Below are 14,088 nucleotides of genomic sequence, written 5' to 3'. Positions count from 1 at the left end.
GGACTATTTCTAGGACGTCCGGCGCACCGCCTTCGGACGCTCTCCACCTTTTTTTAAGATGTGGCCGAATGCGGAGGCTGAGTAGTTCCCGCAATTTCCGAAGAAACCGTTTCAGTCGAACGTCTCAAAGCGTGTCCCGGCCTAAAAAGTGGCATTGGCCCAAACACTCGGACGGTATTTCATGAACATTTCCCCCCGCCGCAGCTCTTCGCTGCTGGCTGGCTTCTTTTGCTGTACAGCCGGTTTCTCGACGCCCGGCCTTGCGGGTCCGCTTCAGGACGCGCTCGGCAATCCCGACGGTCTCACCATCGGCGGCAGCATCCGCCCGCGCGTCGAGGTCATCGACGGTCAGTTCCGCCCCGGCAAGAATGACGAGGACGCCTTCGTGTCCATCCGCACCATCGTTGCGGGCGAATATGATTTCGGTGGGTTCCGGCTCGGCGGCGAGCTGCGCGACGCGCGCGGTTACGCCTATTCGGACGGCGCTTCCATCGGCGTCAGCGACGTGAACGCGCTTGAGCCGCTGCAATTTTATGCCGCGGTCGATGCCGAAGGTGTGATTGCCGACGGCGATGCGCTGTCGCTGATCGGCGGCCGCACGACGCTCGACATCGGTTCGGGCCGCGTCATCGGCGAGCCCGGCTTCGCCAACTCCGTCAACAGCTTCACCGGCGGACAGCTGCGCTGGAAAAGCGCGGCGGGCGACGAGTTCATCGGCCTGTTCGTCATGCCGAGCAACCGCCAGCCCACCGATGCGGACTCCATTGAGGACAACGAGGTCGACTGGGATGTGACCAACGACGACATTCAGCTTTACGGCGCGCACTTCCGGAAGGCCGATCTTATTCCCGGCCTCGCCGGCGAAATCTACGCCTTCGGCCTGTCGGAAGACGACAGCACGGGCAGCAATACCCGTAATCGCGACTTCGTGACCTACGGTGCCCGCCTTGTGGGCAAGCCGGGCGGCGGCGCCGTCGATGTCGATTTCGAGCTGATCCGCCAGACGGGCGACACCCGTGCGAGCGCCGCACCGACGGACCTGACCGACGTCGATGTCGATGCCTGGTTCGCACATGGTGAGGTGGGCTATGCCATCGCCAGCCCGGGCAAGCCGCGCCTGTTCGTCTTCGCCGATTACGGCACCGGTGACGATCCCGCCACCGCCGACCAGGAAGGCTTCGATAAGCTGTACGGCAAGCGTCGCGGCGACTTCGGTCCCACCGGGCTCTACGGCCTTCTCTCGCGTGAGAACATCGCCTCGGTCGGCTTCGGCGCCACGGCGAAGCCCTTCGACGGGTTCGACGCCGAAGCGACGTTCCGCGGTGCCTGGCTGGATGAGAAGACCGACAGCTTCGCCGCCACCAAGGTGCGCGATGCCTCCGGTAACTCCGGCGATTTCGCCGGCACCCAGCTTGCCCTGCGCACGCGCTACTGGCTGGTGCCGCAGCGCTACCGGCTCGAAGTCGGAGGCGTCTACTTCACGAAGGGCGAGTTCCTGGAAACCGCGCCCAATGCCAACCGCAACGGCGACACCCGCTACGGCTATGTCGCGCTGACGGCGAGCTTCTGACCGAAACTTTCTGACCGCGCGCCGCGTCCCGGCATCTTGCTCCTGCCGGAGCGTGCGCACGGGAGGCCTGGCTGTCTATCCCTCGGACAGCCAGGTCTCGATCTTCTGTTCGAGGACCGCCATGGGCAGGACGCCCGTGTCGAGCACCTGCGCATGATAGTCGCGAACGTCGTATCGCGGCCCCAGCGCTTCGGCTGCCTCGGCCTTCAGCCGCTGGAGGGTCAGCTCGCCGATCTTGTAGGCACAGGCCTGGCCCGGATAGGAGATATAGCGGTCGATCTCGACAATCACGTCGCGCTCCGCCATCGACGTGTTGGCGAGCATGAAGTCGATCGCCTGCTGGCGGCTCCACCCCTTGGCATGCAGGCCCGTGTCGACGACGAGGCGCACGGCGCGCAGCATCTCCATGTCCAGATGCCCGAACAGCTGCATCGGATCGGTGAACATGCCCAGTTCGGGGCCGAGCGATTCGGCATAGAGCCCCCAGCCCTCGGTATAGGCGGTCGCCCGCCCAAAGCGCAGGATCGGCGGCAGGTCCTCATTCTCGATCGCCTTGGTGATCTGGAAGTGATGGCCCGGAATGCCCTCGTGCAGCGTCAGCGTCTCCAGCGTGGGGATCGGCCGCGTATCGAGCATCGACATGTTGAAATAGAGCGTGCCCGGCGTCGTCCCGTCGGGCGGGCCCGGGCGGTAATAGCCGGTGCCGCGCTGGTCGCCGAGCGCGGGCAGCGGCGCCACGCGGAAGGGCGCGCTCGGGCGGTCGTGGAACAACTTCGGAATCGATTTCCAGATTTCCGCCTCGATGGAGGCGAAGCGTTCGAGCAGCTGTTGCGGCTCGGTATAGTAGAATTTCGGATCGGTGCGGACATGGTCGAAGAAGGCGGAGAGGTCGCCGTCGAATCCGACCGTGCTCTTCACCTCCTCCATGCGGGCAAGGATGCGCGCGACTTCCGACTGGCCCAGCGCATGGATTTCATCCGCGCTCATGTCTGTAGTGGTGTGGAAAGACAGCTCCCAGTCGTACAGGCGGCGGCCGTCCTTCATGGCCCAGCGGCCGGGTTCCTCGGTCGCCGCCGGCAGATAGTCGGCGGTCAGGTAGGTCCTCCACAAGTCGTAACCCGGATAGACGCGGTCGCGGATCGCGGTGCGATAGGCGCCGGCCAGCCGCGCCCGCTCTTCGGCGGGCAGCGTCTCGGGCATCGTGCGGATCGGCGCATAGAAGGGACTGGCGTCCTGCGGCAGGGCAAGCATCGCCTCCACCTGCGACAGGATATTGGTAACGATGATCCTGGGCTGCACATAGCCGGCGGCGCGGCCCCGTTTCAGGCGCGCGACCGTCTGTTCCAGCCAGTCTGCGAAGCCCTCCAGCTGCGCCAGCCCCCGCTCATAGTCGGTCACTGTCGCGAAGGGCGCCGCGCCGCCCGACATATAATCGGGAAATTCCACCTGCAGGCCGAAGGAGGGGTTCAGCGGTGCCATCTGCTGCACCTCGAACAGGGTTGGCTCGGCCCCGTCCGCGTCGAACAGCTCCAGCGTTTGCGCCGTCTTGTACGCGAACACGTCATAGGCGATGCGGTCGGTCGGGCTCAGCGCGGCGCGGTCGATCGTGCGAAGCTCGGCGAGTTCTGCGCGCTTATTCTCTTCCAGCGTCCGGCCGAACGCATCGCCCAGCGGGTCGACGAAGGCATCGCCGAGCGGCTTGCCGTCGCGTCTGGTGGTGTCGAGCGGGCTCAGCAGGTCGTCGGCCCGGGCGGAGCGCTCCAGGAGGGCGGCGAGGCGCGCGGCTGCACCCGATTGCTGGGCCAGGACCCGCATGGGCGACAGCATCGCGCCAGCTGCCCCTGCCGACAGAAGCGTACGGCGGCTGAGCTGGAATAGTGAACCTGCGGACATGAACTTCCTCTCCTCGGTTGCGCGCAGACTGACGACAGATTGCGCGGGTTTTGCAAGTCGTTCGCCGAGGACGGCGGTTCATGCGGGGTGATCGCCTATCGACGCAGTGAGGCCTAAAAAGCTGTTCTATAACAATATGGTAGATCCTATGCGCGCACTCCGATGAAGCCTGAACATCATTCAAAATTGCACTTATCGCAACAAAGTGCACGATATTGTTGCATTGAGCGTTCGGGTTCGGGGGCGCAACACTGGGACATCAATTGCAGGTCCGGTCTGCCGGGGGGACATATGAAATCCGTAATCGCGCGCCTTGGCGCATTTTTGTTCGTTCTGATGTCTGTCATGCCCGCATCGGCTCAGGCGCCGGAACCGGTAGTGGCGCTGACGGGCGGTAACATTGTCGATGTGATGACAGGTGCCGTTACCGAAAACGGCGTCATACTGGTGCGCGGAGAGCGCATCGCGGCGATAGGGGCGCAGGGTGAGGTCGAAATTCCCGCCGGTGCCCGCACCGTGCCCATGACCGGCAAGTGGCTGATCCCCGGTCTTATGAACATGCACACGCATTTCAGCCTCATCCTTCCCGGCGCGGAGGGGAACCGGCTGGCGAACGAGACGCCCGACGCCCAAGCGCTCAGGATGGCAAACAACGCCTATCACTCGCTTTGGTCCGGCGTGACGGCCGTGCGCACGCCCGGCGAATTCGGCGGTGTCGACTTTGCCCTGAAGGCGGCCATCGAACGCGGCGAGGTTCTGGGGCCGCGCATCGAGACGTCCGGCACGATCATCGCTCCGACGGGCGGACATGGCTATACGGAGGCAGACGGGCCTTACGATTTCGCACACGTCGCGCGTGAGCAGATCAAGCGCGGCGCGAGCTGGATCAAGATCGCCATATCTGGCGGCATCGCCGATACGCATGGCAGCATCTCTGCGGCGCCGATGACCGACGAGGAACTGTCGACTCTGATCGAGGTGGCGCACCGGAACGGCGTCAAGGTAACCGCCCATAACGGGTCGGTGGAAGCGGCCCGTCAGGCGCTCGACTTCGGCATCGACTGCTTCGAACATGGCTATCATCTCGACGAGCCCACCCTGCGCCGCATGAAGGATGAGGACGTCTGGCTCGTGCCGACCATCGTGGTCAGCCAGCCGGGCGCCTACGAGTTCTTCCGCAAGATCGGGTCCCCGGACTGGTATCTTGAGCGGGTCGAATCCACCGGCAAGGATCACTGGCAGATGCTGCAGAACGCTATCCGCATCGGCGTCAACATCGCGCTTGGGTCGGATCAGCATCCGTTCGAACCGAATGACGGCACCACGGCAACGGTCGCGGAGGCGGAGCTTTACCAGAAGGCGGGCATGACGCCGCTGCAGGCGCTTCAGGCCGCCACCATCCAGCCGGCGCGGCTGATGGACCGCCAGCAGGACATCGGGTCACTCGAAGCTGGGAAATACGCCGATGTCGTCGCTGTGGACACCAACCCGCTGGAGACGATTAGCGCCTTGAGATCGCTCGACTTCGTGATGAAGGGCGGCGCGATCATCCGCAATGACGATGCGCCGGCGACTGTCACGCATCCATTCGACTGATGCGGCGTGGACGGGGTTAAGGGAGAGAAAAGATGAATTTGCGCTCTGTACTTGCCGGGGCATGGACCCGGATCGCGCTTGCCTCATGCGCCGCGCTGCTGTCTGCGGTCCCGGGTCAGGCCCAGATGACCGCCCTTGTCGGCGGCACTGTCGTCGATGTCACCGACGGGCGCAGCATTCCGAACGCGGTCGTTCTGGTTGACGGCGAACGGATCACTGCTGTCGGTTCCCGCAGCGATGTAGCCGTACCTGCCGGGGCGGAGACCGTGGACATGACCGGGAAGTGGCTGACCCCCGGTCTCATGAACATGCATGTCCATCTCGACCTTAACCTACCGGGGGAATCGCACGTCTATAACGAGACGCCGGATGCTCGGGCGCTGCGTATGCTCGACAATGCGCAGAAGTCTCTGGCGGTGGGCGTCACCACGCTGCGCCTGACGGGGGCGACCGGCGGGGCCGACTTCGCCGTCAAGCAGGCCATCGACAGCGGCGTCTTTCCCGGGCCGCGGATCCATACGGCGGGCGAGTCCATCGTTCCCACAGGCGGGCACGGCCGGACGGAGGCGAACGGCCCCTACGAGTTTGCAAAAGCGGTGCGTGAGCAGATCAAGGCCGGTGCGACGTGGATCAAGCTTGGCATTTCTGGCGGTATCTCGGACGTGCGCGGCGCGATCGGTGCGTCGCCCTTCACGGACGAAGAGCTTCAGACCGCGATCGAAGTCGCCCATCGGAACGGCGTGAAGGTAACTGGTCACACCGGCTCTCCCGTCGCGTCGAAGGTCGCGATCGAGGCTGGGATCGACGCCTTCGAACATGGCTATTTCTTTACGCCCGAAGTGCTCGACCTGATGGTGGAGAACGGCACCTGGTATGTGCCCACCATCGTGGTCAGCCAGGAAGGGGCGCTGGAATTCTACCGCAAGATTGGCTCGCCGGACTGGTATCTGGCCCGCCAGGCGTCGGTCGGAAAGGTGCATTGGCAGACCTTGCAGAACGCAATTGCGGCGGGCGTCAACATCGCCCTCGGCAGCGATCAGTATCCGTTCGAGCCCAATAGCGGCACCAACGCCACCGTCGCCGAAGCCGAACTCTACCGCGATGCCGGCATGAGCGATCTCGAGGCGCTGCAGGCCGCGACCATCGAGCCTGCGCGTATGCTGGAGGTCGACGATGAAGTCGGCCTCATCGCGCCGGGCTTCTACGCGGACATCGTCGCCATGGACGCCGACCCGCTGGCCGACATCGGCGCTCTGCGCAGCATCGATTTCGTTATGAAGGGCGGCGAGGTGTTCCGCAGCGAACCCTAGCGCGCCAGCCCCGACAGGCGCTGCCGTCCTTCCTGCGGCCACGGACCCCGATCCCTCCCGGCGGTCCGTGGCCCTTTTTTTGCGTTCCGCATATCGCGCGTTCTCGACGGAGCGAAACTTTCTTGCGCTTGTTGCGTAGGATGCAACGAACCCCGTATTACAATGCTGTTGCAACAACAGTCGTCATGATCGACAGTCTGTGTCGAGGATAGCCGAGGGGGGCTGGTCGGCTACGCGAACCAGTAAAGGGGGAGATACCCAATCATGAAACCAAGTGCATTTCTTTCCACTGCGGCGCTGCTGTTTGCGGCCTGCTCCAGCGCATCTGTGGCCGCTCCCGAGGCGGACGACGAGTTTCAGACTTTCTTTGCCTGGTGGAATGAGGCGTTTCAGACTCCGGGTGCCTTCACGGCTGAGAATTTCAGCGAATACCTTACCGAGGATGCAACGCTCACTCTGGAAGGCGAAACCGTTATCAACGGTGTCGACGAATGGGCAACGCACTTCCAGCGCATTCAGGCTGGTGGCGGTGAAGTGGAGCTCGTCGTTCCGTTCAAGGAAGCTTTCAAGGCTGACGACAAGATCTACACCTACCATGTGATCCGCTCGCGCCGTGACGGCGAGGTCGGTTGTTCCCTGGCGGCTGGTCATGCCGATATGGAAGGCGACAAGATCGCTGCCATTACGCTCGTCCGGCAGGATCTCGACATGGAGAACGGTCCCGTCGACCCGGAATGCTGGACCGAGTGACCCGCTCCTAGACCACCAGACTTTTCAAATTCGGTCGCGCGCCAGGGGGGTGTCATGGCCGTACAAGGAGATGCTTGATGCATAAAATTAATTCCAGGACTGCTGCCTTCCTGACGGGCGCCGCTTCGAGCGCCGTCGCCTTGCTGCTTGCGGCGACGCCGGCAGCCGCACAGGAGGCGCCTTCCGCCTCGTCGGACGTCTACGAGCCGCCCGTGATCGTCGTGACGGCGCAGCGCCGCGAGGAATCGCTGCAGGACGTTCCGGTCGCCATTTCCGCCGTGTCCGAACAGACCCTCGAGCGGCAGAATGTGGACGATGTCGAAGACTACTTCGCCCTCGTTCCGAATGTCAGCTTCCAGTCGAACGGTTCGCGCGACCGTAAGGACCTGTCGATCCGCGGCATTTCGAACCTGCTCAATCCCTATGCCGATGTGCGTCAGGGCACCTACGGCTTCTATATCGACGAATTCAACGTCGCGCCGGGTACCAGCAACCCGCAGCTCGCCGACTTGCAGCGCATCGAGGTGCTGCGCGGCCCGCAGGGGACCTATTTCGGTCGCAATTCGGTCGGCGGTGCGATCAACATCGTCACCAACAAACCGGTGAACGAGTTCGAGGGCGAGATCGGCCTCGGCTATAGCAGCTTCGACACTTGGGAAGGCCACGGCGTTCTCAACGTGCCCGTCGTCGACGATCTGCTCGCGGTGCGCGCGGTCGGCCAGTTCGCGACCTCGGACGGCAACATCGAGAACATCAACCCGATCGGCGGCGGCAACGACAGCGAATATTATAACGGCCGTATCCAGGCGCGCCTGACGCCGACGGACCGCCTGACCTGGGACTTCACCTACAGCTATTCCGACGAGACCAACGGCATGCGCGCCGGTGTCCCGACCGGCTACCTCACAAACACCTGGCGCTCTGTGTACTATGGCGCCTCGGGCGACGGCACGACCGACCGGACGGAGATCACCGATCCCGACGGCGTCGGCTTCTACCCTGAAAATGACGACCAGGTGAACTTCAACCGCGAACAGGAAGTCGGCAGCGAGTATCAGTTCGTGTCGACGCGGGCGCAGTATGATTTCGACACCATCAGCGTCGTCGGCATCCTCGGTCACATCGAGTCCGACCTGTTCAACTATGGCGATGTCGATGGCGGCAGCCCGGACTTCTTCTACGAGGACCTGCTGCTTTCCCGCGAGTCCACCAGCGGTGAACTGCGCGTCCAGTCGCTCGGCGCCCAGGTTTTCGAATGGAGCGTCGGCGTCACGGCCGGCAAGGACGAGGGGTCGAACGACCAGTCCACTTATCACGGTGCCGACAGCCCGCTTTGCGACAGCTGCGAAGGGCTCGAAGTCACCGGAGCGGACTCTGAATCCGAAAGCGAATACTGGGCGGTCTTCGGCCAGGCGACCTACAATTTCAGCGACACCTTCTCGGCGATGGTCGGCGGCCGTTACTCGTACGAAAAGACGAGCAACGTCTCGCAGACCCGTTCGAACGAAGTGATCACCGGGACGAACGACCGCGAAGCGTCCTTCAAGGACTTCTCGCCGAAGTTCACGCTGACCTACACGCCGCAGGACGACCTCCTCGTCTATGCCACCGTCTCGCGCGGCTTCAAATCCGGCGGTACGCAGACGTCCGGCAGCGAGCAGCTGAGCGACGAGTTCGATCCTGAGACCCTCTGGAACTACGAGGTCGGCACCAAGTTCGAACTGTTCGATCGCCGTCTGCGCTTCGACGTCACGGCCTTCTACATGGACTGGACCGATGTACAGCGTAACATCCGCTTCCAGTTCATCGATCCCGACACCGGCCTTCTGCGCGGTGTCAGCGGTGTCGCGAACGCGGCGTCGGCCGAAAGCTACGGTCTCGAGCTCAGCTTCGATGCCAACATCACGCCGCAGTTCATCCTGTCGGGACAGGCCGGTTACAACCATGCCGAGTTCGTCGATTATCCGAACGCGCTGATCGACGGCGGCGAGCTCGACCTGTCGGGTGAACCGCTCCCGAACGCACCGAAATGGACACTCAGCGCGCAGGCGCAGTATTTTGTCCCGCTCAGCGACAGCTATGAGGGCTATGTCCGCGGCGAGTACAAGTATCGCGACGAGATTCTCTCGAACGACTACGCATACCGCTACGACTATTACCCCTTCATCTCGCCGAGCTACAACACGGTGAACCTGCGCATCGGTGTCGAGGGGCAGGCGACGCGGCTCGAGGCTTATGTCGAGAACCTCTTCGACGAAGAGTATTTCCCGAACGTCTACACCAAGGCCTTCTACAGCGGCGCTCAGGTTGAGCCTTCGGTTCGCCGCTGGGGTGTTCGCGCTTCCTATAAGTTTTAAGGAAGCCGGCGTCGGGGCGGCCGGAGTATTGGCCGCCCCGTCCCACCGATAGCACAGGGGGTTTTTGCTTGTTCACCCGCCGTACCTTTCTCGAGAGCGCCGCTGCGGGCGCTCTTTTTGCCCGTGCCGGCCTCGCCTTCGCGGCCCAGCCGGGCACGGCCGATGCCGCGCTTCAGGCGATGCTCCAGCGCCACGCCGAGGACATGCTCGCCCGCTCTCCGCAGGAGGCGACGGGCGCCGGCTACGACATCGGCGACCATGCCGCGCTTCGCGGAATGCTCGACGACCGCTCGCTGGCCGGCCGCGCGCGTGACCGTGCCGCGGTGGCAAGCGCCCGCGTCGAGCTCGAAACGTCGATCGACCGCACCGCGCTCTCACCGCGCAGCCGCCTCGACTACGACATCGCGCATTTCGTCTACGAGAACCTGGCCTTCGGGCTTGGCAGCTACGGCTATATGGACCTCAATCTCAGGCCCAGCCCCTATGTCGTCAGCCAGATGAACGGCGCCTATTACTGGCTGCCGGATTTCATCGGTTCGCGCCATCCGCTTGAGACCGCCGCCGACCGGGAGGCGTGGATTTCGCGTCTTCGCGCCTATGCGGAGGTCATCGACCAGGAAACGCAGCGCATCCGTCACGACGCCTTGCAGGGCGTTTCGCCGCCCGGCTTCGTCATCGACCGCACCATTCCGCAGATCGAACTTCTGCGCGATACGCCGGTGCTCGAAAGCAACCTCACCGCGCCCGCGATCCGCCGCGCGCGGGAGGCCGGGCTCGCCGATCTTCAACGGCCGGCCCAGCAGATCTTTACAGCCGAAGTCGTGCCCGCCCTCAACCGCCAGGTCGAGATGCTGCGGTCGCTGCGTGCGGACGCCAGCGACATTGGCGGGGTCTGGCGACTTCCCGAGGGCGACCGCTACTATGCCGGTGCGGTCCGCTCGAACACCACATCCGACATCTCGCCCGGCGAGCTCCACCGCGAAGGTCTTGCCCAGTGCGAGGACCTAATCGCCCGGATCGACACGCTACTCAGGGCGCAGGGGATGACGAGCGGTACGGTCGGCGAGCGCATCGCCGCGCTCGACCGCGATCCGCGCTTCCTCCTTCCGGCGACCGACGCTGGCCGCGAGGCGCTGCTCGAGCGCGCGCAGGGATTTGTCGAGGAGGCGGTGGCGCGTTTGCCGCAGGCCTTCGGCAACACGCATGTAAATCCGCTGCGCGTTCGCCGCATTCCCGAGGCTATCGAGAACGGGGCGCCCGGCGCCTTTTACTCCGGAGGCGCGGACGGCGAGCCGGGCATCTACTCGCTCAATCTTAAGAATCCGGCCGAGCATCCGCTCTGGCGCCTTGCCACGCTGACCCACCACGAGGCGGTTCCGGGCCATCATTTCCAGTATAGCGTCCTGTCGACGGCAGGCGATCTGCCGCTGTTCCGCCAGATCGTGCGCTTTTCCGCCTATACCGAGGGCTGGGCGCTCTATGCCCAGCAGGTCGCCCGCGAAATGGGCGTGTTCGAGGGCGAGCCCTTTGCGGTGATCGGCGAGCTGCAGTCGCAGCTCTTCCGCGCCGCGCGCATCGTGGTCGACACCGGCATGCATCACGAACGCTGGAGCCGCGAACAGGCCGTCGACTGGATGGTGAACAACGCCGGCGAACAGCGCGAATCCACGGAGCGCGAAGTCGTCCGGTACAGCGTCTATCCGGGGCAGGCGTGCAGCTTCAAGGTGGGCGCCAACTCGATCGTCGCGGCGCGGGAGGCGGCGCGCAGCCGTCTCGGCGCCAGCTTCGACGTCCGCAATTTCCACGATCTCGTGCTCGAATCCGGCCCGATGCCGATGGCGGTCCTGGCTCAGGCCGTCGAGCAGTGGGACGGCGGTCCGGCAGCAGGGGCGGCGACCGATGGATGATCGCCCGGCCAGCAGGTCCGGCTGGCGCCATTACCGCCTGCTGCTGATCATTCCGTTCATCTGGCAGATCGGCCTCGTGCCCTTCGCCAATTCGGTCGACATGCGCGTTCTGTCGCTGCCCTTTCCGATGGTGTGGCAGATGGTCGGCATTCTCGTAACCTCCGGCATCATCGCCACGGTCTTCACGCTCGATCGCAGGCGTGACCGCGCCGAAGGCGCGCCGGAAGGAGAGGATCTGTGATCCTCGCCCTGACCATCGCCATCATCCTCGGCACCATTCTCGGGGCGATCTTGTATGGGCGGCGTCAGCAGAAGGCGGCGCAGTCGATGACCGAATGGGCCGTCGGCGGGCGCCGCTTCGGCGTATTCATCTTCTGGTTCCTGAACGCGGGCGAGATTTATACGACTTTCGCCGTGCTCGGCATATCGGGCTATGCCTGGGCCTTCGGGGCGCCAGCCTATCTGGCCTTCACGTCCGTGTCGCTTGCCGCGACGGTCGGCTATCTGCTGATGCCGCGCATCTGGGCGGCGGGAAAGAAGGGCGACCTCGTCACGCAGGCGGATTTCTTCGCCGATCATTACCGCGCCCCCTGGCTGGGCATCGTGGTCGGTCTCGCCGGCATCGCCGCGCTCATCGTCTATGTTCAGATTCAGATCGTCGCGCTCAGCCTTATCGTGCGGCTGACCCTCGGCGAGCAGGTCGGTACGGTGCCGGCCGCGATCATCGCGGCCGGCTCGATGCTTCTTTTCGTGTACTTCGCCGGACTGCGCTCGGCCGCTTTCGCCGCCGCGGTGAAGGATATCCTCATGCTCGTCATCGTCATCGGCCTATGCCTGACGGTGGCCGACCGGGTGGGGGCAAGTTCGCTGATCGACGTCTACCGGCTGGCGCAGGACAGCTATCCGGGTATCGGCCATCTTCCGGGCCTGCAGCCGGACGCGGGACTGTCGACGACCTGGCTGATGACGGCCGCGCTCAATGTCGCGCTCGGCACCTGGGTGCTGCCGCACATGTTCCAGCTCTGCTATTCGTCGGGCACGCTGTCGACGATCCGCCGCAACGCCATCTGGCAGCCGCTCTATTCGCTGTCCTATTTCTTCATTATCCTTCTTGGCTTCGCGGCACTTCTGGCCGGCACGCAGCCGCTCGGCGGCGATCCGAATGCCGTGTTGATCGAGTTCGTCGCCGAAACCTACCCGTCCTGGGCGGTAGGGCTGTTCGCGGGCACGGCGTGCCTTCTGGCGCTCGTTCCGGGATCGGTGCTGCTCCTGACGGCAGGGTCGATCTTCAGCCGCAACGTCGCGGCGCCGCTTTTTCCGGCAATGGGCGAGCGGACCAGCCTGTTCGTCTCGCGCGGGGCGATGATCGTCTCGGCGGCTATCTCGGTATATCTCACGCTCGGCGGCTCCGAATCGCTCGTTGAGATCGGCCTGTCCGCCTACGCCGCCATCGGCATGCTCGCGCCCGGCGTATTCCTCGCCTTCCTGTGGCCGCGCGCGCATGCGGGCGGGGTCTTCGCCGGCATCGTGGCGGGCTATATCGCGCTGCTCCTGCCGGCCGCGCAGAAGTTCTGGAATGGCTATTTCCCGGAATGGGACCACGGCCTCCTCGCCATGGCGGTGGGCTTCATCGTCACGATTGCGGTCTGCCTGGTCTGGACCCCGGCCCGGACCGCGCCGCAGCCCGCATCCGCTTGACGACTTTCGGCGCGGAAAGTCAGATGGACAGCGGCTAGCTGTCGGTCCAGGTCTTCAGCCGCGCTTCCAGCAGTTGCAGCAGCCGGGCGGGCGCCCCGTCGAGCTGGCGGCCCAGGCGGTAGATCAGGCTCAGCGAGGAATGTTCCAGGTCCTCGTCGCGCAAGGGCACGGAGACAAGCGAGCCTTCCTCCAGTTCGGCGACGATGGAAATGGTGGGAAGAATGGTCACCATCTGGCCGTCCTTCGCCAGCTCCCGCATCATGTGGATCGAGGTCGTCGTCATGGCGGGGTTCAGCCAGGCCTGCGCGCGCTTTTCGGCCGCGCGCAGGGCTTGCCGGATCCTGAATTCCAGCGGCGGCAGACACAGGTCGTGCTTTGCGAGGTCCGCCAGCGTTACAGAGGTCTTGCCAGCCAGCGGGTGACCGGGGGAGCAAACGGCGTTCAGCGGCTGCGCAACCGACACGCGCGTGCGAATTTTCGGTTCGGCGGTGGTGCTCAGGATCATGCCGATATGCGCTTCGTCCTCCAGCACCATTCGGATGATCTCGGCGGTGGGCGGCGACTGGATGGTCAGCGATATGCCCGGATTGCGCTGCTGAAACTGTTCCAGTGCTTCGGTCACGGAGCGGTTCAGGAAGCCCTCGCCGATCGCCAGGTCGACGCGGCCCGACTTCATTTCGCGAAGCTCCTGCAGGCGATTTGTCAGCGCCTCGCTGTCCGCCAGCTGCTGCTTGTAGAAATCATGCACCAGCCGGCCGGCCTGCGTCAGCCGGATGGACCGGCGGCCCCGCTCGATCAGCGCAACGCCGAACACTTGTTCCAGCTGCGAAATCTGGCGGCTGATCGAGGAGACCGCGACGCCGATACGGTCGCTGGCGAGGCGCATCGACCCGAGATTCGCGGCCTCGTAGAAATAGCGCAGGCGCGCATCGAGAAGGACGGATTGCTGGCTCATGACGCCTGCTTACAGCGCCATTGCACCATATGCAACGAAAGCTGGCAGTCGT

Annotated in this window: 10 protein-coding genes; 8 read left to right on the top strand and 2 right to left on the bottom strand. The window is 64.3% G+C overall.

Features of this window, described 5'->3' with window-relative positions:
- The first annotated feature begins 181 nt into the window (after positions 1-181).
- Complete coding sequence (locus tag KCN53_RS11210; RefSeq protein ID WP_088712356.1) at positions 182-1,570, top strand: alginate export family protein; 1,389 nt, start codon at positions 182-184, stop codon at positions 1,568-1,570.
- 75 nt (positions 1,571-1,645) lie between these two features.
- Here the strand turns inward: KCN53_RS11210 and KCN53_RS11205 are convergent, their stop codons facing one another.
- Entirely contained in the window at positions 1,646-3,463 is a 1,818-nt protein-coding gene (locus KCN53_RS11205) for a DUF885 domain-containing protein (protein WP_088712357.1), read from the bottom strand.
- Positions 3,464-3,754: 291 nt separating this feature from the next.
- Here KCN53_RS11205 and KCN53_RS11200 point away from each other — a divergent pair, with 291 nt between their 5' ends.
- The 7 genes from KCN53_RS11200 (at position 3,755) to KCN53_RS11170 (ending at position 13,081) form a co-directional block, all read left to right on the top strand.
- Positions 3,755-5,059: an amidohydrolase family protein gene (locus KCN53_RS11200; protein ID WP_088712358.1), complete on the top strand. Its 1,305-nt coding sequence runs from the start codon at positions 3,755-3,757 to the stop codon at positions 5,057-5,059.
- Positions 5,060-5,091: 32 nt separating this feature from the next.
- Positions 5,092-6,369 carry an amidohydrolase family protein gene (locus tag KCN53_RS11195; protein ID WP_088712359.1) on the top strand — a complete coding sequence of 426 codons (1,278 nt, stop codon included), beginning with the start codon at positions 5,092-5,094 and terminating at the stop codon, positions 6,367-6,369.
- A gap of 264 nt (positions 6,370-6,633) precedes the next feature.
- Positions 6,634-7,119 carry a hypothetical protein gene (locus tag KCN53_RS11190; RefSeq protein WP_088712360.1) on the top strand — a complete coding sequence of 162 codons (486 nt, stop codon included), beginning with the start codon at positions 6,634-6,636 and terminating at the stop codon, positions 7,117-7,119.
- Positions 7,120-7,196: 77 nt separating this feature from the next.
- Entirely contained in the window at positions 7,197-9,476 is a 2,280-nt protein-coding gene (locus tag KCN53_RS11185) for a TonB-dependent receptor (protein WP_088712361.1), read from the top strand.
- A 68-nt stretch (positions 9,477-9,544) separates the two neighbouring features.
- Positions 9,545-11,383 (top strand): DUF885 domain-containing protein, encoded by a 1,839-nt coding sequence (locus KCN53_RS11180; protein WP_088712362.1) that lies wholly within the window; start codon positions 9,545-9,547, stop codon positions 11,381-11,383.
- The gene (locus KCN53_RS11175; protein WP_088712363.1) at positions 11,376-11,624 is read left to right on the top strand and encodes a DUF3311 domain-containing protein; all 249 of its coding nucleotides are present in this window, start codon (positions 11,376-11,378) and stop codon (positions 11,622-11,624) included. The genes KCN53_RS11180 and KCN53_RS11175 overlap by 8 nt, the downstream gene beginning before the upstream one ends.
- Positions 11,621-13,081: a sodium:solute symporter family protein gene (locus KCN53_RS11170; RefSeq protein WP_088712364.1), complete on the top strand. Its 1,461-nt coding sequence runs from the start codon at positions 11,621-11,623 to the stop codon at positions 13,079-13,081. The genes KCN53_RS11175 and KCN53_RS11170 overlap by 4 nt, the downstream gene beginning before the upstream one ends.
- Before the next feature lie 34 nt (positions 13,082-13,115).
- Here the strand turns inward: KCN53_RS11170 and KCN53_RS11165 are convergent, their stop codons facing one another.
- Positions 13,116-14,036: a LysR family transcriptional regulator gene (locus tag KCN53_RS11165; RefSeq protein WP_088712365.1), complete on the bottom strand. Its 921-nt coding sequence runs from the start codon at positions 14,034-14,036 to the stop codon at positions 13,116-13,118.
- Positions 14,037-14,088 lie beyond the last annotated feature (52 nt).

The organism is Pacificimonas aurantium (genome assembly GCF_020092905.1).
Taxonomy (GTDB): Bacteria; Pseudomonadota; Alphaproteobacteria; order Sphingomonadales; family Sphingomonadaceae; genus Pacificimonas; species Pacificimonas aurantium.
This window is presented reverse-complemented; position numbering and strand designations above follow the sequence as displayed.

Coding starts and splice junctions, on each gene's coding strand:
- KCN53_RS11210 (WP_088712356.1), top strand. CDS start 182: ATGAACATTTCCCCCCGCCGCAGCTCTTCGCTGCTGGCTGGCTTCTTT.
- KCN53_RS11205 (WP_088712357.1), bottom strand. CDS start 3,463: ATGTCCGCAGGTTCACTATTCCAGCTCAGCCGCCGTACGCTTCTGTCG.
- KCN53_RS11200 (WP_088712358.1), top strand. CDS start 3,755: ATGAAATCCGTAATCGCGCGCCTTGGCGCATTTTTGTTCGTTCTGATG.
- KCN53_RS11195 (WP_088712359.1), top strand. CDS start 5,092: ATGAATTTGCGCTCTGTACTTGCCGGGGCATGGACCCGGATCGCGCTT.
- KCN53_RS11190 (WP_088712360.1), top strand. CDS start 6,634: ATGAAACCAAGTGCATTTCTTTCCACTGCGGCGCTGCTGTTTGCGGCC.
- KCN53_RS11185 (WP_088712361.1), top strand. CDS start 7,197: ATGCATAAAATTAATTCCAGGACTGCTGCCTTCCTGACGGGCGCCGCT.
- KCN53_RS11175 (WP_088712363.1), top strand. CDS start 11,376: ATGGATGATCGCCCGGCCAGCAGGTCCGGCTGGCGCCATTACCGCCTG.
- KCN53_RS11165 (WP_088712365.1), bottom strand. CDS start 14,036: ATGAGCCAGCAATCCGTCCTTCTCGATGCGCGCCTGCGCTATTTCTAC.